Genomic DNA, 23,585 nt, shown 5'->3' with positions numbered 1-23,585 from the left:
TTAGATCAGCTCCTCTATGCGAATCAGTTCGTTCAGTTTAGCTATCCGTTCTCCGCCGACCGCGCCGGTCTTAAGGAAGATGCACTCAAACGCGGTCGCAAGGTGCGCGATCGTCGCGTCGGTGGTCTCTCCGGACCGGTGGCTCATGACGGTCTCCATTCCGTTCTCCCGGGCGAGGTGTATCGCCTCGAAGGTGTCGGTGAGCGTTCCGATCTGGTTGGGTTTGATCAGAGCGCAGTTTGCCGCGTTCGTCTCGGTGCCTTTCGTGATCCGTTCGACGTTGGTCACGAAGAGGTCGTCTCCACAGATCAGGCAGCGATCCCCGACCTGTCCGGTGAGGTCGGCGAACGCGTCGAAGTCTTCCTCGAAGAGAGGATCCTCGATGTAGATGAGGTTGTAGCGGTCGACCAGATCCGCCATGTAGGCGATCTGCTCTTCCCGGGTCCGTGCGGCGCCCTTGTAGCGATACCGCTCGCCGTCCCAGAGTTCGCTTGCCGCCACGTCGATGCCCATCCGGATCTCGACGTTCATCTCGTCGGAGACGGTGCCGATTGCTTCGCCGATGATCTCGAACGCCTCAATGTCGGTTATGGCAGGAGCCCAGGCGCCTTCATCCCCTTTACCGGAGAGTCTGCCCTGCTTCTGCAGGATCTTCTTCACCGCACCGTGGACGGCAGCGTTAACGAAGACCCCCTCCGTTGCGCCGGAAGCCCCGGTGGGAACCACCAGGAATTCCTGGATGGATGTGGCATTCGGGGCGTGCGCGCCTCCGCCGATGACGTTGCCGAGCGGCAGGGGCGTCTCGCCGGCGAATGCACCGCCAAGGTAGCGGAAGAGTTCCAGATCGAGAGACGATGCAGCCGCTTTTGCACACGCAAGCGAGAGTGCTACGGCGACGTTTGCACCGATTGAACTGAAGTCGGGTGTTCCGTCGTTCTCTCTGAGTAGTGCGTCGAATGTGATCTGATCGCGGGTGTCTTCACCGATGAGCGATGGAATCAGGTTTTTCCGTGCGTCCTCGACAGCTTCGCGCGGCGGCCGCACCTTCGCTTCATAGGTTCCGGTGCTGGCGCCGCTCGGGGCGCAAGCCCGCCCGAAGCCGCAATCCGTGTGGATTTCAGCCTCGACGGTCTCGTTTCCACGGCTATCGAGGATTGTTCTTAAGATAATCTGTTCGATGGTCGTCATCAGATCACTACTTTCTCTTCACCGTTATAGGGATCACGTCTCGCTCGAACTCTTCAAGTGCGATCTCGAGCGGCTCTGTTTTTGGCGTTTTGACCAAAACCGGTGCACCCATCGATATCTGAAGAGCACGAGCCCCTATAATTCGCGCTCGTTCATATCGGGTATACGATTCCATCGTGTAGCCTCAAAATCATTAATGATAAAATGGGGTCGCTGAGATTTGAACTCAGGTCACAGCATCCCGAACGCCATAGGATGGCCAGGCTACCCCACGACCCCTCATTGGTACGGATTCAGGTCCTCCACTACTACCTTGTGCGTCAGCAGCATCCGCCTGCAACAGTAACGTTCCAGGCCGAGATCGTCGAGGATCCGTTTTGGATCCTCGCCTGCATCCCGCCGCTCCTCGAACTCCTTCCAGGCTGTAGAGATGACTTTACCGCATGTAAAACATCGTACGGGTATCATAATAATGGTCCTGTATTCCTTATATCTCTTTTCCTCACCTGTAAGACTTCTGGAACTTTGCCCGTGCGCCGGAGCCGTGCGGTTTCTTGGTTTCCTTCTGCCGCGAGTCATTTACGAGCAGAGTCCGGTCGTACGCGAGGAAAGCGTCCTTAATCTGCGGGTCGTTGTGCCACTCCACGATGCCGCGCGCAAGCGCCGTCCGAACCGCCTCGGCCTGCCCCATCGTACCGCCGCCGGAAACATCGATCGCCGCATCGACACCGTCGAGTGAGTTCGGAGCCAGCAGCAGCGGCTCGGCGATCTTCATGCGAATCAGCTCGTTCCCGTAGATCTCCAGGGGTACGGAGTTGATGCGGACCCGGCCGCTGCCGGGTTTCAGGGTCGCCCGGGCGATTGCCGTCTTTCTCTTACCGCTTGTATTGATGATCTTTGCCATTCCATCACCTCATTTAGTATTTTGCTCCGAGGTTGGTGCTTATCGCCCCGATTGTTATATACCTTGGGCTGCTCAGCCGGTCGATGTGGGCGCTCTCCAGCGTTTCGGTCTCCATCCCGGAGAATTCCACCGGAACGCCGACATAGGTCTTGATCCGCTTGAACGCGGCGATACCGCGCTCGCGCTTGTACGGGAGCATGCCCCGTATGGTGCGCTTGACGATATGGTCGGGCCTGCGCGGGAAGAACGGGCCCCCCTCGCGGGATCCGCGCTCGCGCTTTGTGGTGTAGTTCGCGAGCACATGCGCCCGGTTTCCGGAGACGATTGCTTTTTCCACGTTCACGATGGCAATCTCCTCGCCGGCGAGCGCACGCTGCGCGACGATGCTGGCCATTCTTCCGAGCAGTAATCCGTCTGCGTCGATAACTGTAACCATTCGCCTCACCTGAGGATCCGTACCCTGCTCCCCTTCGGGTTGTCCCGAACGAGGTCCTCGATAGTCATGCACGTTCCGTTGGCACCGGTGATCTTGCTCATCGCAGCCTCGGAGAAATCCAGGGCGGCGATCGTCACCGGCAGGCTGAGCACACCGCTGCCGAGCACCTTGCCCGGCACCAGGATCGTCTCGCCTTCGTTCGCGTACCGGTCGATCTTGCTGAGGTTCACCTCTGCATAGTTCTTCCGGGGTGCATCCAGCCTCTTTGCAATCTCGCGCCAGATGTTCGCCTCATGTGCGCGTGACGCATCTTTGAGCGTCACGATGAGGGCGGTCAGCCGGGGGTTCGATTTATTCTCGGTTGTCTTCTTCATTCAGTCCCCTCTCCCGTTATCTCGTTCATCACGTCTACCAGGTCGTCTGATGATTTCTGGATATACTGTAGCGCTCTCTCGATGATCTCGCGGACGGGCATCGAGCCGTCGCCTTCCACCACGAAGATGAATCTCTCCGCATCGGTACCGATATGGATGGCCGGCTCATCGCCGATCCCGCCGGCAAGGCATGCCCGCTCGCAGAGCCTGCAGAGGGAACAGAGTTCCTGGCGCTCTTCGATGACCCGGACTTTCCCCTGTGCTGTCTCAAGCACGTTCCTCGGACATTCGTCGATGCACATGCCGCACCCGTCGCACCGTTCATCGATGGCGATCACCGGGTAGTTCTTGTAACCGCAGGCGGTCGTCGCCTGCCACTTGGCATGCTCGTTTCCGCTGCCGACGATGGCGTATGCTTCGAGCACGACCTTCTGGTCCCGGTCGAGGTCGATGATGGGGATCTTCTCCTCTGCCGGTGCGGCGTCGGGGTCCTGGGGTATCAGGTCGTTTGAGTAGACGGTCCCGGGCCCCTCGACGGAGAGCGTATAGGTCGCGGTGCAGACCGGGCACCCGATGCCTTCGCAGGTGCACTCGCTGCGCGGCTTATAGCGTTTCAGGTCGGTTCGGAGCGGTATGAGCCCCAGGCGGTGCGTCAGCATCTCGTCGAAGAGAACGCTTGTATTGTCGTAGATGCGGACATCTTCGATGGCGAGCGTCGGCACTTCGCTGATCATCGCCCGCCGAAGCATATTGGCGAACGACGTTGAAATGCCGCTCAGGGTGAATTTGGCGACTCTCTCGTCCAGTCGAGAAAACGCTATCTCCATTACACTCTCCTTCCTCTCCGGCCGCCTTTGCCGCGGATGCTGTCGTGAGGCACCGGGGTGACGTCTTCGATGCGGCCGATCCTCATCCCTGCACGGGCAAGGGCGCGGATCGCTGCCTGGGCGCCTGGCCCGGGGCTCCGCTGCTTGCCGCGGCCGGGTGCGCGGACCTTCACGTGGACGCCGGTGATCCCCTTGTCGCGTGCGTTCTGTGCGACCTGGATTGCCATCTGCATGGCGGCATATGGGGAGCTCTCGTTCCTGTCCTGTTTTACGACCATTCCGCCGCTGCTCTTGGTGACTGTCTCCGCTCCGGAGAGGTCGGTGACGGTGATGATGGTGTTGTTGAAGGAGGCATAGATGTGTGCAATGCCCCATTTCTCTTCTGCCATGATGTTACCTCATTCCTGTGCGGGCGATGCGGCTTCTCTCGGGATGAACCTCGTTCATGAACGGGGAGGGGCCGTAGTAACTGATCTCCTGCTCTTCGGCTCTCGCGACCCGGTAGCTCGGCACGGTCACCCGGCGACCGGAGATCGCGATGTGGCCGTGGGTGATGAACTGGCGCGCCTGCTTGGGGGATCGTGCGAACCCCCTGCGGAGAACCAGCGTCTGAAGCCGGCGGTCGAGCTGCTGCTCGACTTTGAGCGCGAGGACGTCACCGACATCGGCGTTCTCGCCGACGAGACCGTAGCGGTACAGGTGGTTGACGAGCTGGTCTCTCTTCATCAGGTAGTCCTCCGTGCTGAGGCCACCTGAGCGCAGTGCCACCAGCTCGCGGGCGGCAGCACGGTATTTCCGCAGTACGCTCTGGGCCTTCCAGAGTTCGCGCTTGTTCCGCAGCCCGTAATCGATGATGAGCCGCTTTTCGTCCTCGAGTCTGGTCTTCTCGAACCGCCGCTTGGGCGTCGCGTATTGCTTGTGGTTTTTTCCTGGATATCCCATTCAATCACCGCTTAATCTTTCTTCCTCTTGACGCCGACGGTCGTGCCCGTTCTTCCGGTGGACTTGGTGCGCTGGCCGCGGACCTTCTGCCCGGTCTCGTGCCTGATGCCGCGGTAGCTGCGCATCTTTCTCATGCGGTTGACGTCGTCGTCATTCATCATGGTGAGATCGGTTCCGAGGAGGTGGCGGACCTCTCCGGTGTAGACGTCTTTTGGGCGGTTTACCATCCAGTCGGGCACCTGTTCGGTGTACGTGTCGACGGCGTTTGCGATCCGTCCGACGGATTCGTCATCCAGCTTGCCGAGCACGGCATGAGGATCCACGCCGGCAAGGGCGGTGATGGTGCGCGACGTGTGCGGACCGATGCCCTTGATCCCGGTCAGTGCGATGTGCACTGCCTTGGTGCCGTCGAGATCAGTGTTCCTGACTCGAACAAAGTACTTTATCTCTTCATCATCCATGTGATCGCCTCATCATCGACGTTGTCGGTGAAAGCGCTGAGGGAGGGATTTGAACCCTCGAGTCCCAGGGGGACACAGGTTTAGCAAACCTGCGCCATACCAGGCTTGGCTACCTCAACATAGAACTTCGCATCTTTCGATACTCGCAACACGCAAGGTGCTGCTCCAGACACAGCATTCTATGACTTGTGCCTATTAATTTTGGTATGATTGCCTAATAATAATTGTGGTGCTCAGGGAGAGCGGCGAGCCCGCTCGACCCCGCTCCCGATCAGCCCCGAGGCGACGATGGGCAGCGCGATCGTGGCGTCGCAGAAGCACTGGACACGTGGCGACTCCGGTGCTTCCTTGCCCCAGCTGATTGCCTCCTCAAACGTGCACCCCGAGAGTCCGCCCCAGTGGGGGGCGTCGGTGGTGTACTGGATGGCGTAGGCGTGCCCGCCGAGGTGCTGTTCGTGGATCGAGGCGATGACCTGGGTCTGCTGGATGAAGTTCTTCGGCACGCCGCCGCCGACGTAGATGACGCCGGTCTTCTGCGACTCTTCGACCATACGCGTGATCTCGTCGGTGTCGGCAAGCTGATCGATATCGATCTCGACCCCGCGCCGGCGCGCCATCACGAGGCCGATGCCGATGGATGAGTCGCCGAGGGCGGGGATGAATATCGGGACGCCGTGCTCGGCACAGGTGGCGATGAGCGACCGTCCCTCCGGCCTGTGCTCGCGGAGCCATTCCCCCAGGAGCCGGATGAACTCCCGCGACGAACCCCGGAACGGTGCGATTCCGTCGGCGAACCGGGCGATTTCCGCGTCGATGCCCCGGAACTCCTCTTCATATGCGAAAACGTCGTAGATGCGGTCGATCCCCTCCGCAAAGAGCGCCGTGTCGTCTGCGTGGTGGTGGCCGAGGTAATGCCGCACGCCGAGGTGCTCGCAGGTGTCGTGGAAGATGTTCGCACCCGTGGAGACGAGGACGTCGATGTAGCGGTGCCTGACGAGTTCGATGAGTACATTCTGCATGCCTGCCGGGATCATCGCGCCCGATAGTCCCATGAATATCGTGCAGTCCGGATCCCTGACCATCCTGGTCCAGATGCCGAGCGACTCCCCGAGTTTTCTTCCCTGGAAGCCGGTCCTGCTCATGGACTCAAGGAGGGCCGTTACATCCCTGTTCGGTTTGACTGGCTGCGTTGGTTTCATGGAAAATCCTGTTACCCGTTTCTGGCTGTGAAGTATTAATGATTGGCACCGGTTCGGTGAACGACTGCCGGGAGCGTAGTGCGATGCTCCGTGAGGAGCGGAGCAGGAGCACCGGAGGTGCGCCTACGAACGGCGGGAGTTCGAGCACCGTCAGGTGCGAGCGAGCGGGGCGGATGAAGGTTTCGGCACTAGCATTATGGGATGGTTCGGAGGGGCGGGTCGCGGTGGGGGTACGAGAGGATGATTGTTCCGGGGGCCGGGTTGAGGGGTGGCTATGGTCTTCTTGCAGGAGCATGGGTGCTCAAGATGCGAGGACAAAGCCCCGTGCACTGGACCGTGGGGGTATCGCCGTTGGGGGAACGACGCTCCGGAGAACGACGTCCTGAAAGGACGGAGTTCGAGAAACCCGCAGGGTTTCGAGGAGCGGAGTTCGAGCACCGAAGGTGCGAGGTGGGGCTGACGGGGAGGGGGGCTCGCCCCCCTCCCCTGTCTCCGGTGCCCATCTTAGGTGCTTTGGATCTGGTTGAGGGTCCGTTCCCCTCGCCCCCACCCCTCCCGCGCTTCGCGCTCCTCCTCTGCACCTCCGGTGCTCATGCTCCGGCCCTACGGCCCGTCGCACTCCGCACCTTCAGTGCTCAAACTCCTGCCGTTCGCTACGCTCCCGGCAGTCGTTCCCCGCCCCAAGGGGGCGGGGGCAGTGCGTGGCGATATCCGATGGGAATCCGTGTACGCGATGGGCGATGGCCTGAAGGACATCCAAAGAACCCCCCTCAACGAGTTCCCGCAGCCTTACACTCCTGAATTTAACCCGCGGCCGCCCCGCCGCCCGCAAAAAAGGTAGTAGTATCTGGCCCCTTCACAGGGCCTGGACGAGTGAGTTCCGGGTCACGACGCCCGTAATCCTGCCGTTCTGCCTGATCGGGACGGAACTGATGTTCTTCCTGAGCATCAGGTCGATGACGTCGGAGACGTCCGTATCCGCGTCCATCGAGATCAGGGGCGCGCTCATGATGTCCCGCACGAGGAGGTTCCTGATCCGGTAGTCCTGGTGGGTCCCCTCCACGAGATCCTTGAGTGCGTGAAGCGCCTTTGCGACATCGGTCTCCGTGACGATACCGAGAACGGTGTCCCCGTCCTCGACGATGAACCGGTCGATCTCGCCGTCGAGCATCCTCCGGCGGAGGTGGACGGCCCGCTCCTCGCCCTGAATGGTGTGTGCCGGTTCCATGACGTCCAGGATGCCGCCCGCCGGCCGGAGCACCTTCAGGATGTCCCCTGCCGTCACCTGTCCGATGAGGCGGTGCTCGGCATCGAAGACCACGACCAGCTTGTAGTGCTGGAGCAGCGGCACCAGAACATCGATGCTCTGGTCCGGGTATGCGGAGGTGAAGTTCTCCTCGACCGTGTTCGCGACATGGATGGATGTGGCCTTCAGCGCGTGGGTCTTCCTGCTCCCGAGCGTCTCGGCGATCGCTGCCCGGGATGTCGTGCCGATGACCGTGCCGTTGTTGGTCACGATGAGCGGGTCGACGCCTTCACCGAGCATCTTTTCGAGCGCTTCGCTGACAAAGGCGGACTTCGCGATAGTGATCGGTTTTGCCATCACGTCTTTAACGAGTACCTGAAATCTGTCGCTCATTTTGCCACTTCCTTGATGATATCATCTCTCTTGAGCATACCCTGGACATCACCGTCATCCACGACCACGAGGCTGTTGATCTGGTTTGCGAGCATCAACCCGACAGCATCCTGGAGTGATGCATCAGGGGGGACGGTAATGACCGGGCGGCTCATGATGTCCTCTGCAACTGCCGATACCTCGACGACGTATCTGAAGCGTTTCTGCCCTGCCGGCTCCTCTTTCCGAAGGTGTGTAACGTCTTTTCTGGGCAGGTTCATCCGCTCGTCATGATACTCATAAAATGCGAGGTTACTCTCCGTAATGATGCCGGCAAGGCTTCCATTGTCGTTAACGACAATAAGTTTATCGTTTTTTCCCTTTATCGTGTCGATGACATGGTCCAGCGAGTGGTACCGGTTGACCGTGACCGCATCCTCCATAATATCGCTGACCCGGGCAGAGAGCCCGCGTACACGGGCCGAACGCATAACATCCAGTTTGGTCACGATGCCGGTCATCTTGCCGTTATCGACCACGGGCAGTCCGGATATATCCCTATCAAGCATTATGGCTGCGATATCGCGGATGCTGGTCTCCGGTTTTACGGTGATCGGCTTTGGTGCCATCAGGATACTGACCGGGATCCGGTCGATCGGGCGCCGTCGCCACATCGGTTCCGTCTGCCTGAGCCGGTAGGCGATATCTTTCTTGGTAAGGATGCCCCGGAGTTCGTCCCCTTCCATGACGGGGAGTCTCGACACGTGGTGCTTCAGCATAAGGTTTCGCGCATAGGCGACGTTATCGGCCGGTGCAACGACATACACCGGAGCGGACATCACATCGATGGCACGCATGCTCTTTTCACCCCTCTGCAAATGCCTTCACAAGGTCGTATTCCGTCACAAGTCCGACAAGGCGTGAATCCTCTATGACAGGGAACGCCCCTACATGCCGCTGGATCATCTCGAGGGCGATGTCGTGGATATTCCGGTCCGTTGTGGTGGTGTGAAGTTCCCCGGAGAGAAGCGACCGTACCGGCGCCCCCATAACCTCGGCGGAGTCCCCGGTCGTCAGCTGCTCGAAGGCCTTGCCTTTCCCGAGATAGCTCATGATATCGGTGGCGGTCACGATGCCGCAGAGAACGTCGTCGACAACGACCGGAAGCCGCCTGAACCTGCACTTCACCATTTCCTTGCAGACGTTGCCGATCGGGGTGTCGGGACTGGTGACGCGTACCGGCGACCTCATGATATCTTCCGCCCTGCGGCCCGAGTGCTCGGTGGTGAGCACCTTCATCACGTCACGCTCGGTCACGATGCCCTTCAGTTCTCCTTCGGGGTCGATGATGGGGATCCCGCCGACGTTTTTGTTGACAATGATATCGACCGCATCGGCGATGCTCCCGGCAACGGGCATGGTAACCAGGTGCGGGGTCATGATCTCGCGGAGTTCCTCGTTGATGGCCGCGAGGAAGTTCCCTCCATGCTTCACCTGTACGAGGTTGAACTTGTCGCCGCCACCCATGAAGTCGATGATGTCGCTGACGGTCACGATCCCCCGGAGGCGGTGCGTTCCCGCATCGACGATCGGCAGCCTGCGGAACCCTGCCCTGGTCATGATCTCGACCGCCTGGATGATCGTTGTGGTCCGCTGTGCCGTAACAACGTCCCTCGTGGCGATCGCCATGATCTCGCCTTCATACTCTGCGATTCTCGTCTTGAAGTCGACCGGTCCGCGGTCGCGTTTGCCCGGCATCTTCAGGAGCCTGTCAGCCGGTTTCTTATCTGAATTATTGGGGTTCGGTTGCATGGTCTCACTCCTCTGGAATTACAGTGTCCGGAGACGTCCTCATGGGATGCGGCCAGCGAGGACGTCATGGCGGTCGATAACGCCGACGAGCCTCTTTCTCTCGTCGATGACCGGGAGGATGCTGATGTCGTGGTCGACCATCAGCCGGCTCGCCGTTGCCAGCGAATCATCCGGCGTCACCGAGATGACGGGTGTCGTCATCACCCGCTCCACGGTGGTATCAGCCTGATTTTTCACCGATATGCGGACATTTCCGGCGCGCAGGAGATCCCGGCGGGAGACGATGCCGATGGCCTCCTTCTTCTGCACCACCGGGAACGCATTAAAGCCGCTCGCAACGATCAGGCTGTAGATGCGGTGTATGGGGTCGTCCGGCGCGCAGGTGACGGGTTGGCACGACATGACGTCCTCGACCCTGCCGGGGATGTCACGACGGGAGATCAGGACGGGGAAGAGTTCGGAGAAGAGCACCCCTCCCTGGTATGCACCGTCTTCATTGACAACCGCAGCGCTGTTTGTACGGGCATTCATTATAGCGAGGCCGACCTCCGCAAGGGGCGTATTCGAGGCGACCTGGGCGGCCTCCCTGATGAAACCTTTGACGGTGACGTTCGACTTGGTGTCCATAACCCGCAGGACGTCGGATATGTCGAGATAGCCCATCAGGCGATTTTTTTCGTCCACGATGTAGAGTTCACGAAAGACATCGTCCCGCAGAACGCTGCGTGCTTTCGTGACGTAGTCGTCGTAGCGCAGGGTGGGAATCTCCACCATCAGGTTTGCGGCCACCTTCATAGCAACTGCTCCTCCTCCCGACAGACGGGGCAGAGCATAAGGTTGTCGACCCGCGAGAGATCGTCTGACATGTTTCCGCACCGGTCGCAGACTCCCAGGGCGTACTCTTCCTCGCGGTTGATCTCGATGAGGTCTGCCAGCAGTTCGTTCACTTCGGCCGCGACGGTGAGGATATCCCTGACCGTCACGATCCCGATAACCAGCTGGTCCTCAACGACAGGAAGCCTGCGGACACGGTGCTTCACCATCATTGCTGCGGCATCCCCGACCAGTTTGTCGGCACTGATCGTGATCAGCGGGGTGCTCATGACCTCGCTGACGGAGACGCTGCTCGGTTTTGAGTCTTTTGCCACAACCTTGCAGTTGATATCCTCTTCCGTGACGATCCCGGTGGGCAGGTTATTCTGCAGCACAATACAACTGCCGACCCCGTCGCGGCACATGGTCTGCGCCGCCAGGGCGACTGTCTCCCCCACATCGATGGTCGTTGGATGGCTCTGCATGACCTCCCTGACTGGTATGCGTGTCTCAAAACGGATGGCATCGCTATTATTCATCATGGGATTCTCCTAATCTGGCCGTTATTTGAGCCAATTCTCCGGGTGCAAGTCTATCTAGGTTTCAACAGTATAAAAGAATTCTCACACCCCGGGATTGCTGTTTGTCTCCAAAATAGGGAGGATGCGCCGGACGGAACATATAATTATATTTATTTGTGAGTGCCACAACTCACTTAAGTATAGGCAAAATTGGCCTACCTGAGGGAACTTAATGACGTTCTTAGTTCGTACGAAAAAAAAGATCTCGGGGTTCTTGAAGGCACTCTTTAAGAAGCAGACCTGCCGCATCGGGATCTATGGGCCTCCCAATGCCGGCAAGACGACGCTCGCGAACAGGATTGTGCGGGATTGGGTCGGTGATGCGGTCGGGCCGGTCAGCGAGGTGCCTCACGAGACCCGCCGCGTGCGGCGCAAAGAGAATATCACTATCACAGGCCAGAACGGCAGTTCGATCACTATCGATATCGTCGATACGCCGGGCGTGACGACCAAGATCGACTATAACGAGTTCGTCGAGTACGGCATCGATAAGGAGGAGGCGGTCAAGCGGGCACGGGAGGCAACCGAGGGCGTGGCTGAGGCGATGCACTGGCTTCGTGAGGATATCGACGGCGTCATCTACATGCTTGATGCCACGCTGGACCCGTTCCAGCAGGTGAACATCATGCTCGTGGGGATCATCGAGAGCCGGAAGCTCCCGGTCCTGATCGTCGCGAACAAGAACGATCTCCCCGACGCTTCCCCTGCGCGGATCAAGAGTGCGTTTCCCCAGCACCCCGTGATCGCCATATCCGGCCTTGAAGGGACCAACGTGGAAGAGCTGTACGAGAATATGACGTCATATTTCGGGTGATGGGTATGATACAGGGTGTACAGATAGACCTGATTTCGGCGGAACGTCTGGATCGGCTCACCGGAATGGAGAAGATCCGCCTGATCCTCGACGATGTCATGGAAGGGAACATCGTTATCCTGGAGAAGGGTCTCGCGCCGGATGAGCAGAGCAAACTCATCGAGATCACGATGCGGGAGATCGCGCCGGACGGGTTTTCCGGAATCGAGATGGAGACCTACCCCATCAGAGATGCCCCGAACGGTTTTCTGGGGAGAATCCTCGGGGGGAAGCGCTCCGAGACCCGGCTGACCGTGATCGGGCCTGCAAACCAGCTCAGGACACTCAAGAAGGAGAAGGATCTCATCAGTGCATGGGTCTCCTCCTCGAGATGAACGGGTATTACGGGTGACATATGCCTCACAAGTGTACGCAATGTGGCAGGGAGTTCGAGGACGGTTCGACGAGGATACTGAAAGGATGCCCGAGCTGCGGCGGGAAGAAGTTTCTCTACATCCGTGAGGCCGAACGGCACGACGACGTGCTGAAGGAGAAGACCATCGACGAGATTGCCCGGGATACGGGCGAGGACGTGCTTGAGGTCCAGCGGGATCGACGAAGAGAGGAGATCGAGGTCTTCGAGCGGATCGAGAGCATCCGTATCCTCAGTCCCGGTTCGTACGAACTGAATCTCGAGAAACTGGCCCGATCGGACGAGGTTGTCGTCGGACTGGAAAAGGAAGGAAAATACGTGGTGGACATTCTCTCTATGGTCAAGAAGAAGAAGTAATACGGCGTCTACCGCATTTGATGGGGGCGGCGGGCTATTCTCCTGTAGCATCGCACCCCTAACCGAAGATATAAATATCCTGAGGACCCTTTTGGATACGACACGTAATCCGACACTCAATGACGCACGTCGGAGCGACGGTTTCCTGCATGAGTGCGCGAAACTCTCATGAACCCTTTGCGCAGATCGTCTCGTTCTCGATCTCCGCTCTCATGCAGCTGTCCCCGACTGTTGCGGATTGTATCCTGCACTGGAGAGTGTCGCTCAGGAGGTATTCCAATGAACACGACATATGATATCCGGAACTCGATCGACGATACCGTTAACCCGATAAATGATATTAAAAACCCGATCTACATATCATCGCTCGATATGGTCCCCGGTATCGATGCAGAGAAGTGCGCCGACCTTGCGCAGGTGACGGAACTCTTTGCGTTCCGATCCAACGATTACTACCTCTCGCTGATTGACTGGGACGACCCGACCGATCCTATCCGGCGGCTGATCATACCGACCGTTGAAGAACTTGAGCCCTGGGGACACCTTGACCCGTCATCGGAGCATCGGTATACCCGGGCGCCGGGGCTGCAGCACAAGTACCGGGAGACCGCTCTCCTGCTGGTCAGCGACCTCTGCGGCGGCCTCTGCCGCTACTGTTTCCGCAAGCGCCTCTTCATCGAGGATGCGCGCGAAGTGAATAAGGACGTCTCCGGGGGGCTTGCCTACATCCGGGATCATCCGGAGATCAACAACGTTCTGCTCACCGGGGGCGATCCCCTGATCCTCGAGACCGATCGGCTGCTTGACATAATCCGCCAGCTCCGGGATATCGATCACGTCGAGATCATCCGGATCGGCACGAAGATGCCTGCATACGATCCCTTCCGGATCACGAACGACCCTGCGCTGCTGGATATGATCCGGGACTACAGCCTGGATGAGAAGCGCATTTACATCATGGCGCAGTTCAACCACCCGAGGGAGCTGACCGACACCGCGTGTCGTGCGGTTGCTCTCCTGCAGGAAGCCGGAGCAATCGTCATGAACCAGACGCCCCTGATCCGCGGCATCAACGATGACCCGGAGGTGCTCGCCGGGCTCTTCAATAAACTCTCGTTCATCGGTGTCAATCCCTACTACGTATTCCAGTGCCGCCCCACGACCGGCAACCGGACGTTTGCGGTCCCGGTGGAGGAGTCCTACCGGATCTTCGAGCAAGCCCGAACGATCTGCTCGGGGCTTGCGAAACGGGCCAGGTTCGTGATCTCCCATGCCACCGGCAAGATTGAGGTTCTGGGGAAGACCGACAGATACACCTACTTCAAGTACAACCAGGCGGCAAACCCAGAGGATCGCGGGCGGTTCCTGGTCTATAAGAGCAACCCGGAGGCTTACTGGTTCGACGACTATACGGAGCTGGTGGACGAGGGGAGGGTGAGGGGGCCCGACGGTCTGGTGTGACGCTCCCCGGGATGAGTCGGTGACTTCGGAATTCCAAAAAACGGTTCCCTCTGGAATCCCCCTCCATGACCGTCAAACCTTTTCTTCTTCGCACTCCCATATATACTACAATATGCCACAGGAGTCGGGAGTACCCCCCGGCGGGCGGTTCCTCTCTCCGGGATGCGTCCTCTGCCACCAGGGAGCAAAGATGGTCCTCTTCGTGACCGGCCGGTGCCACCGCACGTGCTGGTACTGCCCGCTCTCGCGTGAGCGGAAAGGCCGGGACGTAGTGTTTGCAAACGAACGGAGAGTCTCGTCGCCGTCCGAGATCATCGAAGTGGCGGAGAGCATGAGCGCTCTTGGGACCGGTATCACCGGCGGCGAACCGCTGCTTGAACTCGACCGGGTGGTGGAGTGCGCGAGGCTTCTCAAGGAGCACTTCGGCCCGGACCACCAGATCCACCTCTATACCGGCCTTGCGCCGGACGAGCCCGCGCTCCGGCGCCTGCAGGGGCTGGTCGACGAGATCCGGCTGCACCCGCCCCATGAAGTCTGGCCATGCATCCTGAAGACCGAGTTCGCCAAATCAGCCGTCCTCGCCCGCCGGATGGGCTTTTTGATCGGCATCGAGGTGCCGGCGCTCCCGGGAATCGAGGACCTTGCCGCTGCCCTCCCGCTTCTCGATTTCCTCAACATCAACGAACTGGAGTGGGGGGAGACCTGCGCTGGCGCCATGCGCGAACGCGGGCTCGAGCCCGCGGACGGGCTGCATAACGCTGTGTTGGGCGCCCGCCAGTGGGCGGAGAAACTCTCGGCCGACCCCAAAGTGCACTTCTGCTCGTCGGCCTTCAAGGACTCGGTCCAGTTACGGGAACGGTTAAAGCGGATCGCTGCCAATACTGCGCGTCCGTTTGAGGAGGTGACGGATGACGGGACGGTCGTGTACGGGGTGCTTGAGGCGGCAGGCCCCGTCGACGAATTCCTGGAGGGCTTTGATGAGGATGACTATGTGGTCTGCGAAGGAAGAATCGAGATGGCGTGGTGGGTGCTTGCCGATCACGGTGCCGGGTTGCCGGGCAGGAAGTACGTCGTCGAACGCTACCCGAACGGTGGCATGGTGGTCGAGGTGACGCCGCTCTGATGCTGCGATCAAAGATTGAGCCCCTCTACGAGCGTTACCTGCAGTGGCAGGTGAAACACATTCCCCGGCACGTTGCGGTGATCCAGGATGGAAACCGCCGGTTTGCCAGGGAGCAGGGGCTTGATACGGCGGTCGGCCACCGACTCGGAGCGGATGCCACGGAGCAGGTCCTCGACTGGGCATGCGAACTCGGCATGCGGCATATCACGCTCTACACCTTCTCCACCGAGAACTTCCGGAGGGACAGCAGCGAGCTCGCGTCGCTCTTTGCACTCTTTCGGGAGAAGTTCGCCGCGATCCTGAAGGACGAGCGGGTGCACAAAAACCATATCCGGGTGCGGATGATCGGGGACAGATCCCTCCTCCCCGACGACCTCCTCGCAACCATCGAAGCGGCGGAGAAGGCGACGCTGCACTACACCGACTACTCCATCAACATCGCGCTTGCTTACGGCGGCCGGAACGAGATCGTGCACGCCGCCCGGTCGATCCTCGACGGGGTCAAGCGGGGTGCCGTCGATCCTGCGGCTATCGACCCCGCGACCGTCGAGAGCCATCTCAACCGGGGAGCGCCCATACCCCCCGTCGACCTGATCATCCGTACCGGCAACGACTACCGGACGTCCAACTTCCTCCCCTGGCTCGCGAACGGCCACGAGTCGGCCGTCTACTTCTGCGCTCCGTTCTGGCCGGCGTTCCGGAAGATCGATCTTTTGCGGGCGATGCGGGTCTACGACCAGCGCATGCTTCTTAAGGAGCGGACAGACCGGCAGGGCTGATGGCACCTTTCATGCAGTCTGATCTCAAGCGAAGGGGAGCGCCAGCAACCCACCTGCTTCGCGTAAGTCGGCAGTAGGGGTGATAACGGAGCCTCACGCGAAGAGCGCGAAGCCGCGAAGAACGACGGGTCGAAGGGTGCGACGGACAACGTCCGGAGCTTGAGAAGCCATCAGGCTTCGAGCCGGAGTTCGAGCACCGTCAGGTGCGAAGGGGCCTGTCACCAACAACCAACCATTCTTCGCGTCCTTCGCGGCTTCGCGTGAGCTGATTGTGGGGATAGTGATACGGCCTCACGCGAAGGCGCGAAGCCGTAAAGGGGTGTCACCGCCCGAACCGGCGCGCCCTGGACTGGAAGTCCCGGAGTGCCCGGAGAAAATCCACTTTCCTGAGCAGCGCCCAGTTGACGTCGAGGAAAAAAAGTTCGGAGTAGACCGATTGCCAGATGAGGAAGTCGGTCAGGTGGTCCCCGCCCGTCTTGATGACGAGGTCCGGCTCGTAGTTGAAGGTGAGGTACGACTCCAGCAGGTCTTCGTCGACCAAGGCCGGGTCCACACCGTCCTCGGCCATCCTTCTCACGCAGCCGGCGATCTCTTCCCGGCCGCTCTTCCCGATAGCCACCGTCACGTCCATGCCTTCCCCGCGGACCTCCTTTTCGTCCCGGTAGTGCAGGGTCAGGCGTGCGATCGAGGAGACCGTGCGGATCATCGGGAGGCACCGCTCCAGCCGGGCCGGGTCGGCGGTGCTGATATGGAACATGGCGCTGGCGATCCCGAGGTCGCGGCACCACTGGGCGGCAAGGTAGAGGTTGCCCGGAGCGTCGAGCATGTCCTGCTCGGTGATCATGAAGCAGATCTGTTCCGGGAGCGTGTGAAGGTCCCGGAGGAGGATTTTTTCGTAGAGCCGGTAGATCACGACGTCCACTCCAGCAACCCGGATAGCGAGAGGGTATTTACGATATCGTCCGGGGCGCACCAGCCCCGGCGTGCCAGCATGATACCATAGCGCATATTTGAAAATTCGCCAGTTCTATGGGCATCGGTTCCTGCAGCCAGTTTCACTCCTTCCTTCTTCGCGTGCCAGATATAAATATCATCGAGGTCGAGGCGGTGGGGCGACGCGTTGATCTCGAGGGCGGTTCCCGTCTCCGCTGCATGCTTCATAACGCGGAGAAGGTCGATCGCATACGGCGGTCTGCGGCCGAGCAGGCGCCCGGTGGGATGGCCGATGATATCGACGTGCTCGTTCTCCATAGCGGTGAGGACGCGCCGGGTCAGGACATCCTGGTCCTGGGCAAACCCCGAGTGGACCGAGGCGATCACAAGGTCGAAGTCGGCAAGGATCCTGTTTTCGTACCCGAGCGTGCCGTCGCTCCTGATATCCACCTCGGTCCCGGAGAGGAGCTGGCAGGCGTGCCGCCGGTTGGTCCGCTCGATCTCGGCCTGCTGCTTTGCAAGGGCCCCGGGGCTCACCCGCGAGGAGTGGTCGGTGACCACGATATACTCGTAGCCCCGGGCATCCCCTGCCTCCGCCACGTCATCGAGCGACTGGTGCCCGTCGCTCCAGGTGGTATGGGCATGTAGGTCCCCCCGCACCCCATGGAGGTCGACCAGATCGGGGAGGGCGTGCCGGAGGGCGAGTTCGATCTCGCCCCGGTCCTCGCGCAACTCCGGCGGGATAGCCTCCATCCCGAGGAACGAAAAGACCTCCCCCTCGCTCTCGAACGTGTGCAGCCGGCCGTCCGAAGAGTCCAGGAGGCCGTCCCGGCCGAGCCGGTAGCCCTGTGCGAGCGCCACCTCGGCGAGCCTGTCCAGAAACCCGCGGGAACCGGTGGCGCAGAGGAGCGCGGTGCCGCACCGGCCGGGTTCGGTGAACCGGACGTTCACTCCGGCACCGGCAAGCGAGATCGAGACCTCGCCGGCGACCGCTTCGGCGGGTATGCGGTTCACGAGAGTTTTGCGGTCCCCGGTGGCGACGATCTCGATCCTCCCTACGGTGCTCGATCCGCGCCGGTAACTCCCTGCAACCGTGTAATCCCCGCCCATAAAGAGCGCTGCAACGCTTTCGAGGACGGCGTCGACCTGCGGGCGTGTCATCCGGTCCGATCTCCTGCGGAACTGCCTGATTCCCTTTTTGATCGCCTCCTCCTTCTTCGCGCCGAACCCCGGAAGCGCCCTGAGCCGGTGGCCTTTTGCCGCCTGCTCCAGGTCGTCGAGGGACTGGATACCGAGCCTCTTGTAGAGGGTGTGCAGGGTCCGGGGCCCCACCCCGGCAACGCCGAGCAGTTCGACGACCGACCCGGGGATGGTTGCCTCCAGGTCCTGCAGTTCCCGGAATGTCCCGGTGGCGGCGATCTCCCGGATCTGTCCGGCTATCCGGACTCCTATGCCCGGGATGCGGGTAAGCTCTTCCTCGTCGAGTCCGGCAACCGGGAAGGAGAGCCGCTCGACCTGCCGCGCCGCCCGCTCGTAGGCCGCGATCCGGTACCGGTCCTCTCCTGCGATCTCAAGCAGACGGGCCATGAACGCGAGCCGTTCGGCAACATCCCTGTTCGTGACCTGCCTCCCCGGGCCTCCCATGATCATCGATCGGCCGCGAAACCATATAGCCGTTGATGCCCGCCGGGAAGGTTCGTCTCCGGGGAGATGGGGACGCTTTCCTCCCCGGCAGGGGGACCGGGGAATGCCCGCGGCCCCGGTGAAGGCCCCGGCAGGGAACATGCATGGAAGGTATATTCCCTACCCGGCATCTTCCGGAAAGAGTTTCTTTCCTTTTTCCGTGTATTCGATGGCGCCCAGTTGTTTGAGGAAACCCCGGTCCTCATCGACTTCCCACCCCTCTGCAAGCTTGCCGTTAACCATGCGCCACATGAAGACCATCGTCATTGCTACCTTCTTGCCGGTAGGGGATAACGGAACTCCGGAAAGATTCCATTCGCCGGTATGGGTCCCCGTAGCTTTGACACAAACCCACACCCTGTCCCCTTCGGCAATGATATCTCCGATACGTTCATGCCAGTCGGGGAAAGCGTCGAAAGCCAGCGTAAAGAGTTGTTTGAAACTCTCCCTGCCCTGTTGGTGATGGGTGTGGTCAACGTAATCCGGCGCCACCAGTTCGTCGAACAGATCCAGGTTTCGGCTGTTATAGGCTTCGATAAACCTGCGAACAATTGCCTTATTCTCTTCCACCGACATGGAGCATCACTACCCCTTGAATCCATCCCTGGTACTTAACGGTTGTTCTCGTCGTGTGGGCATCCGTTGCCAACACTCGGGATTCCGAACTGGATAGCTTATAGCCCGCCGTTCTTACGGCCGGCCGGGATTTCGGTCCCTGTCATGAAGTGGCGCGGATCCGCTCCTCATCGCACTCTGATTTCGATGGTAGGACCCAAATCCATAAACTTGTGGAAGTGAAAGAAATTGTAGCATGCTTCCTTCCACGTTTGAGGATTATCTCGAAGCAATCCTCACGATCACGGAAAATGGCGGGCGGTCGGCGACGCTCGCAGAGATAGCGGCAGCCCTCGATACCGGGAAGGAGACCGCCGGGACGACCATCGCCGCTCTGGTCGAGGAAGGCTACCTGGAGCGGGCAACCGGCGACGCCGTCAGGCTGACCGAGAAGGGATCGTCGGTGGCGTCAGTGGTGGCGCGGAAACACCGCGTCCTCCAGTGCTTTTTGACGGAGATGCTCGGCGTCGATGCGGACGCGGCGAGCAAGGAGGCCTGCACGCTCGAGCACGGGATCTCCGACGAGACCATCGACCGGCTCTCTTCCTATATGAACGGCGCCCAACCCCCGCCGGGGCGCATGGGACGCGGCCGGGGACGGGACGCCTCCACGCTGCTGCTCGACTGCAAGGAAGGGGATACCGTCCGGGTGGCGATGATGCGTGGCCCCCGGCGGCACCGGAGGCTGCTCGACCTCGGCATCTTCCCCGGTGAGACGGTGCAGATCCGGCGGAAACTCCCGAACAAGTCGGTCGTCGTCAGGGTGAAAGGGTGCGATATCGCCATCAGCCCCGAGATCGCGGCATCGATCGTCGTGGAGTCGTGTCCACCATGAGGTTTGCGCTGATCGGCAACCCCAGCGTGGGCAAATCCCTGATCTTCAACCAGCTCACCGGCCTCGGGGTGGAGGTGAGCAACTATCCCGGGACCACCGTCGAGCTGCAGCGGGGCAACACCTGTTTCCAGCGCGAGATGGTCGAACTCGTGGACCTGCCCGGCGTCTACTCGCTGGAAGGGAGTTCGGACGAGGAAGACCTGGTCCGCCGGTTCCTGGAGCGGCAGGATACCGATGCGATCATCGTGGTGGTGAACGTCACCCGTCTGGAACGCAACCTCTACCTGCTCCTCCAGGTGGCGGAGTACGGCCTCCCTATGGTCGTCGTGCTGAACATGGCCGACGAAGCCGCAAAACGGGGGATTGAGATCGACCCCGGCCCGATCCGCGACCTCCTCGGCGTCGAGGTGGTCCAGACGGCGGCGTCGCAGGGGAAGAACATCGACCGGATCATTCCGGCGGCTCTTGCCGCTTCCAGCCCGTCGATGGTCGAGATCCCGTACGACCATCACGTAGAGGCAGCCGTCCGGAGCCTCGGGAAGATGTTCGATGCCGACCGGAAGGAGAGCATCCGGGCGCTTCTCGGGTTCGGCGACAACCCGGAGTTGCTTGAGGCGGCACGGACGATCGCCGACGAGATCGAGTCCCGGCACCGGATGACGGTCGCCCAGATCATCGCGGCCAACCGGCACAACTTCGCTCACCGGATCGCCGACCTCACCGTAAAGGAAGAGGCGCTCCTCCGCCAGACCGACCCCGACAGCATCCTGACACGGATCATCCCCGGAATGCCGATCCTTCTTTCCATCCTCATCGGGATGCTCCTCTTTGTATTCATCGCGGGATCGTTCCTCGAGGGGCTGATCGTGGAGTTCTTCGAAGTCTTCGCGATGCAGCCGTTCCTCGGGATCGGGCTGCCTCCGCTCGCCGAAGAACTGGGGAGATCCGTCCTGCTTGCGCTCCAGGCGGGCCTCGGGATAGCGTTCCCGTACGTCTTCCTCTTCTACATCATCATCTCCGTCCTCGAAGACTCGGGCTACATGACCCGGGCGGCATTCCTCGCCGACAACGCGATGCACCGGGTCGGGATGCACGGCGGAGCGGTCATCCCCTTCACCCTGGCGTTCGGGTGCAACGTGCCGGCCATCATGAGCATACGGCTCCTGCACTCCCGGCGTGAGCGGATCATCGCCTCGTTCCTGGTCACGATGGTCCCCTGCTCGGCCCGGACCGTCATCATAGCCGGGATTGTGGCGAGTTTCGTCGGTCTCGGGGCGGCATTCAGCGTATACGCCATCGTGTTTGGCCTGATCCTCGCGACAGGGCTCGTCCTCTCCCGCGTGGCGCCCGGCGAGCGGTTCGGCATGATCATGGAGATGGTGCCGCTCCGCTGGCCGGACCCGAAACTGGTGATGAAGAAGGCATGGTCGCGTCTCTCGGAGTTCCTCTTCATCGCGATGCCGCTCCTCCTTGCAGGGAGCGTTGTTCTCGGGCTGCTCGAGTTCTTCGGCATCATGGCGCTCTTTGAGGCGATTGTGGAACCCTACACCATGGCGCTCCTCGGCCTTCCCGGGTACTCGGCGACGGCGCTCACCTTCGGGATTTTGAGGAAGGAGATGGCGTTCGAGACCCTCGCCATCCTCGCGGGCACCGCCGACCTCGGAGCGGTGCTCTCGTCCCTCCAGCTCTACATCTTTGCGGTCGTGACCGTCCTCTTCGTCCCCTGCCTCGCGACGATCACGGTCCTCCTGCGCGAGGTCGGCTCCAGGATCACGCTCGCGATCACGGTATACACGGTCGCCCTCGGACTCCTTATCGGAACCCTGCTGTTCCATCTTCTGGGATAGGGGGTGCCCGGGGAGGGAGAGGCGGCTCCCCTGATCCGTTACTTCTACGATGATGGAACACCGACAGAGATAATGATGAAATTTCTGCGACTGTATCCCGGCAGCGCCGTACCCCCGGTGCCGTGCCTCTCCACCCTCGAGTTTGCCCCGGGCGTGAGCCGGCCATGCTGACGTTCGTGGGCCTGGGACTCTACGACCTCGGGGATATATCGGTGAAAGGCCTCCAATGTGTCCGTAATGCCGATGCCGTCTTTCTCGAGGCGTATACATCGCGGCTGATGGGGACGGACGTCTCCGGCATGGAGGCGTTCTTTGAGAAGGAGGTCCGGGTGCTTGCGCGGGAGGATGTCGAACAGGATCCCCGCGAGATCCTCGATCGCGCCGCGAGGGGCCGGGTGGCGTTCCTCACCGGGGGAGACCCCATGGTCTCGACGACGCACGCCGATCTCCGGATGCGGGCCGCCGCCGCCGGGATCGAGACGTCCATCATCCACGCCTCATCCATATCGAGCGCGGTCTCGGGCCTCTCGGGCCTGCAGAACTACCGGTTCGGGAAGTCCTGTTCGGTGCCGTTCCCCGCGAAGGGATGGTTCCCGACGGCCCCCGTCGAGACGGTTGCGGCAAACCTCGCGCTCAACCTGCATACGCTCGTCTACCTGGATATCCAGAAGGACCGCTACATGTGCATCCCGGAGGCGATCGCCATCCTCGAGGAGATGGCGGAGAAGCGCGGCATCGAGCCGCCCGCCCTCTACGTCGGCATCGCCCGGGCGGGGTCGGAGCACCCGGTGGTTGCCGCCGGAGCCGGCGCGAAGCTCAAAGAGACGGAGTTCGGGCCCCCGCTCCATATCCTCGTCGTGCCGGCGGAGCTTCACCCCATGGAGCGCGAGTACCTGGAGATGTTTGCCGGCCTATGACCCTCGAAGAGTACGGTGCCCTCTTTGGCGAGTCTCTTTCCCGGACCCGGATCGCCGTCCCGGAGGGGACCCTCCTTTACCGGGTGGCCGGCGAGGTGGTCGAGATGGCTGCGGCGTACCACAGCGACGGGACGGTATTTATCCGGACGGGCGACCCGGTGAACGCGCTCGCCGCGTTTGCCTACGGGCTCGGCTGGCTGGATGCAGGCTCGCGCCTCGGGCTGCTCGAACCGCTCGCCGACCACCCTCCCGACCGGGTGGACGCGTGCATACCGGACTCGCAGAGCGGCCATCTCGACGAGAAGACCCACCGCTACCGGCGGACGCTCTACTCTGCCCTTTCGATGGTCGAGACGGGCCCGGACGTGGCGAGCCCGCTCCATGCAGGGGCGGAGGGGTTCCGTTCGGCGGCGCATTCCTGGTACGCGGAAGGCGTAGAACACCTTGATGCGGGCGACCGTGCCGGCGCCCTCGCACGGTTCAGCTACGGGTATGCCTGGCTCGATGCCGGTGTCCGGGCGGGCCTGTTCAGGATAACCGGTGAACGGGGTCTCTTCACCGTGTAGGGATCTGCGCGGAGGCACGTCGCGGCCCCGTAGGCCGTTTATCCGGCGGATCACGGGTCCTACCGATCTACGATAAAATCATCGTTAA

At 61.0% G+C, this 23,585-nt stretch carries 29 protein-coding genes and 2 tRNA genes; 10 read left to right on the top strand and 21 right to left on the bottom strand.

Annotated features, from left to right (window positions below):
* The 18 genes from eno to BRA62_RS06455 all read right to left on the bottom strand — a co-directional run bounded on the left by eno (position 1) and on the right by BRA62_RS06455 (position 11,116).
* A complete protein-coding gene (eno, locus tag BRA62_RS06540) occupies positions 1–1,188 on the bottom strand; it encodes a phosphopyruvate hydratase (RefSeq protein ID WP_292365770.1) in 1,188 nt (395 codons plus the stop codon).
* A 7-nt stretch (positions 1,189–1,195) separates the two neighbouring features.
* Positions 1,196–1,363 carry a DNA-directed RNA polymerase subunit K gene (locus BRA62_RS06535; protein WP_214020727.1) on the bottom strand — a complete coding sequence of 56 codons (168 nt, stop codon included), beginning with the start codon at positions 1,361–1,363 and terminating at the stop codon, positions 1,196–1,198.
* Positions 1,364–1,393: 30 nt separating this feature from the next.
* Positions 1,394–1,467: transfer RNA gene (locus tag BRA62_RS06530), tRNA-Pro, on the bottom strand.
* Entirely contained in the window at positions 1,468–1,656 is a 189-nt protein-coding gene (locus BRA62_RS06525; protein ID WP_214020726.1) for a DNA-directed RNA polymerase subunit N, read from the bottom strand.
* A gap of 34 nt (positions 1,657–1,690) precedes the next feature.
* Positions 1,691–2,092: a 30S ribosomal protein S9 gene (locus tag BRA62_RS06520; RefSeq protein WP_292365769.1), complete on the bottom strand. Its 402-nt coding sequence runs from the start codon at positions 2,090–2,092 to the stop codon at positions 1,691–1,693.
* Between the two features lie 13 nt (positions 2,093–2,105).
* Positions 2,106–2,528 (bottom strand): 50S ribosomal protein L13, encoded by a 423-nt coding sequence (locus BRA62_RS06515; RefSeq protein WP_292365768.1) that lies wholly within the window; start codon positions 2,526–2,528, stop codon positions 2,106–2,108.
* 5 nt (positions 2,529–2,533) lie between these two features.
* Positions 2,534–2,902, bottom strand: a complete 369-nt coding sequence (locus BRA62_RS06510) for a 50S ribosomal protein L18e (protein WP_292365767.1) — start codon at positions 2,900–2,902, stop codon at positions 2,534–2,536.
* On the bottom strand, positions 2,899–3,729 hold the full coding sequence (locus tag BRA62_RS06505) for a DNA-directed RNA polymerase subunit D (RefSeq protein WP_292365766.1): 831 nt from the start codon (positions 3,727–3,729) through the stop codon (positions 2,899–2,901). Before BRA62_RS06505 ends, BRA62_RS06510 begins: the two co-directional genes overlap by 4 nt.
* Positions 3,729–4,118 carry a 30S ribosomal protein S11 gene (locus BRA62_RS06500; RefSeq protein WP_292365765.1) on the bottom strand — a complete coding sequence of 130 codons (390 nt, stop codon included), beginning with the start codon at positions 4,116–4,118 and terminating at the stop codon, positions 3,729–3,731. Before BRA62_RS06500 ends, BRA62_RS06505 begins: the two co-directional genes overlap by 1 nt.
* Before the next feature lie 4 nt (positions 4,119–4,122).
* Positions 4,123–4,671, bottom strand: a complete 549-nt coding sequence (locus BRA62_RS06495) for a 30S ribosomal protein S4 (RefSeq protein WP_292365764.1) — start codon at positions 4,669–4,671, stop codon at positions 4,123–4,125.
* Between the two features lie 11 nt (positions 4,672–4,682).
* The gene (locus BRA62_RS06490) at positions 4,683–5,132 is read right to left on the bottom strand and encodes a 30S ribosomal protein S13 (RefSeq protein WP_292365763.1); all 450 of its coding nucleotides are present in this window, start codon (positions 5,130–5,132) and stop codon (positions 4,683–4,685) included.
* A 34-nt stretch (positions 5,133–5,166) separates the two neighbouring features.
* A tRNA-Ser gene (locus BRA62_RS06485) sits at positions 5,167–5,251 on the bottom strand.
* A gap of 114 nt (positions 5,252–5,365) precedes the next feature.
* The gene (locus tag BRA62_RS06480) at positions 5,366–6,331 is read right to left on the bottom strand and encodes a deoxyhypusine synthase (RefSeq protein ID WP_292365762.1); all 966 of its coding nucleotides are present in this window, start codon (positions 6,329–6,331) and stop codon (positions 5,366–5,368) included.
* Positions 6,332–7,187: 856 nt separating this feature from the next.
* A complete protein-coding gene (locus BRA62_RS06475; protein ID WP_292365761.1) occupies positions 7,188–7,970 on the bottom strand; it encodes an HPP family protein in 783 nt (260 codons plus the stop codon).
* Positions 7,967–8,806, bottom strand: a complete 840-nt coding sequence (locus tag BRA62_RS06470; RefSeq protein ID WP_292365760.1) for a CBS domain-containing protein — start codon at positions 8,804–8,806, stop codon at positions 7,967–7,969. The genes BRA62_RS06475 and BRA62_RS06470 overlap by 4 nt, the downstream gene beginning before the upstream one ends.
* 7 nt (positions 8,807–8,813) lie before the next feature.
* On the bottom strand, positions 8,814–9,761 hold the full coding sequence (locus tag BRA62_RS06465) for a CBS domain-containing protein (RefSeq protein ID WP_292365759.1): 948 nt from the start codon (positions 9,759–9,761) through the stop codon (positions 8,814–8,816).
* Between the two features lie 39 nt (positions 9,762–9,800).
* The gene (locus BRA62_RS06460; RefSeq protein ID WP_292365758.1) at positions 9,801–10,556 is read right to left on the bottom strand and encodes a CBS domain-containing protein; all 756 of its coding nucleotides are present in this window, start codon (positions 10,554–10,556) and stop codon (positions 9,801–9,803) included.
* Positions 10,553–11,116, bottom strand: a complete 564-nt coding sequence (locus tag BRA62_RS06455) for a cyclic nucleotide-binding/CBS domain-containing protein (RefSeq protein WP_292365757.1) — start codon at positions 11,114–11,116, stop codon at positions 10,553–10,555. The genes BRA62_RS06460 and BRA62_RS06455 overlap by 4 nt, the downstream gene beginning before the upstream one ends.
* A gap of 211 nt (positions 11,117–11,327) precedes the next feature.
* Here BRA62_RS06455 and BRA62_RS06450 point away from each other — a divergent pair, with 211 nt between their 5' ends.
* The 6 genes from BRA62_RS06450 (at position 11,328) to uppS (ending at position 16,101) form a co-directional block, all read left to right on the top strand.
* Positions 11,328–11,969, top strand: coding sequence for an Era-like GTP-binding protein (locus BRA62_RS06450; protein WP_292365756.1), 642 nt, complete (start codon positions 11,328–11,330; stop codon positions 11,967–11,969).
* Positions 11,970–11,974: 5 nt separating this feature from the next.
* The gene (locus tag BRA62_RS06445) at positions 11,975–12,343 is read left to right on the top strand and encodes a DUF2073 domain-containing protein (protein ID WP_292365755.1); all 369 of its coding nucleotides are present in this window, start codon (positions 11,975–11,977) and stop codon (positions 12,341–12,343) included.
* Positions 12,344–12,363: 20 nt separating this feature from the next.
* Positions 12,364–12,738 (top strand): Zn-ribbon domain-containing protein, encoded by a 375-nt coding sequence (locus BRA62_RS06440; RefSeq protein WP_292365754.1) that lies wholly within the window; start codon positions 12,364–12,366, stop codon positions 12,736–12,738.
* 279 nt (positions 12,739–13,017) lie between these two features.
* Entirely contained in the window at positions 13,018–14,199 is a 1,182-nt protein-coding gene (locus BRA62_RS06435; RefSeq protein WP_292365753.1) for a KamA family radical SAM protein, read from the top strand.
* Between the two features lie 112 nt (positions 14,200–14,311).
* Positions 14,312–15,322, top strand: a complete 1,011-nt coding sequence (locus BRA62_RS06430; RefSeq protein WP_292365752.1) for a radical SAM protein — start codon at positions 14,312–14,314, stop codon at positions 15,320–15,322.
* On the top strand, positions 15,322–16,101 hold the full coding sequence (gene uppS, locus BRA62_RS06425; protein WP_292365751.1) for a polyprenyl diphosphate synthase: 780 nt from the start codon (positions 15,322–15,324) through the stop codon (positions 16,099–16,101). The genes BRA62_RS06430 and uppS overlap by 1 nt, the downstream gene beginning before the upstream one ends.
* 322 nt (positions 16,102–16,423) lie before the next feature.
* Here the strand turns inward: uppS and BRA62_RS06420 are convergent, their stop codons facing one another.
* The 3 genes from BRA62_RS06420 to BRA62_RS06410 all read right to left on the bottom strand — a co-directional run bounded on the left by BRA62_RS06420 (position 16,424) and on the right by BRA62_RS06410 (position 19,293).
* Positions 16,424–17,014, bottom strand: coding sequence for an undecaprenyl diphosphate synthase family protein (locus BRA62_RS06420; protein ID WP_292365795.1), 591 nt, complete (start codon positions 17,012–17,014; stop codon positions 16,424–16,426).
* Positions 17,011–18,678 (bottom strand): helix-hairpin-helix domain-containing protein, encoded by a 1,668-nt coding sequence (locus BRA62_RS06415; RefSeq protein WP_292365750.1) that lies wholly within the window; start codon positions 18,676–18,678, stop codon positions 17,011–17,013. Before BRA62_RS06415 ends, BRA62_RS06420 begins: the two co-directional genes overlap by 4 nt.
* Before the next feature lie 159 nt (positions 18,679–18,837).
* Complete coding sequence (locus BRA62_RS06410) at positions 18,838–19,293, bottom strand: ester cyclase (RefSeq protein ID WP_292365749.1); 456 nt, start codon at positions 19,291–19,293, stop codon at positions 18,838–18,840.
* A gap of 235 nt (positions 19,294–19,528) precedes the next feature.
* Here BRA62_RS06410 and BRA62_RS06405 point away from each other — a divergent pair, with 235 nt between their 5' ends.
* The 4 genes from BRA62_RS06405 to BRA62_RS06390 all read left to right on the top strand — a co-directional run bounded on the left by BRA62_RS06405 (position 19,529) and on the right by BRA62_RS06390 (position 23,497).
* The gene (locus BRA62_RS06405) at positions 19,529–20,167 is read left to right on the top strand and encodes a DtxR family transcriptional regulator (RefSeq protein WP_292365748.1); all 639 of its coding nucleotides are present in this window, start codon (positions 19,529–19,531) and stop codon (positions 20,165–20,167) included.
* The gene (gene feoB / locus BRA62_RS06400; RefSeq protein ID WP_292365747.1) at positions 20,164–22,014 is read left to right on the top strand and encodes a ferrous iron transport protein B; all 1,851 of its coding nucleotides are present in this window, start codon (positions 20,164–20,166) and stop codon (positions 22,012–22,014) included. The genes BRA62_RS06405 and feoB overlap by 4 nt, the downstream gene beginning before the upstream one ends.
* A gap of 164 nt (positions 22,015–22,178) precedes the next feature.
* Positions 22,179–22,931: a diphthine synthase gene (gene dph5 / locus BRA62_RS06395; protein ID WP_292365746.1), complete on the top strand. Its 753-nt coding sequence runs from the start codon at positions 22,179–22,181 to the stop codon at positions 22,929–22,931.
* Positions 22,928–23,497, top strand: a complete 570-nt coding sequence (locus tag BRA62_RS06390) for a DUF357 domain-containing protein (protein ID WP_292365745.1) — start codon at positions 22,928–22,930, stop codon at positions 23,495–23,497. The genes dph5 and BRA62_RS06390 overlap by 4 nt, the downstream gene beginning before the upstream one ends.
* Positions 23,498–23,585: the final 88 nt, after the last annotated feature.

Source organism: Methanoculleus sp. UBA208 (assembly GCF_002498065.1).
Lineage (GTDB): Archaea > Halobacteriota > Methanomicrobia > Methanomicrobiales > Methanoculleaceae > Methanoculleus.
The sequence above is the reverse complement of the archived record's forward strand: the minus strand, read 5'-3'. Positions and strand labels throughout refer to the sequence as shown.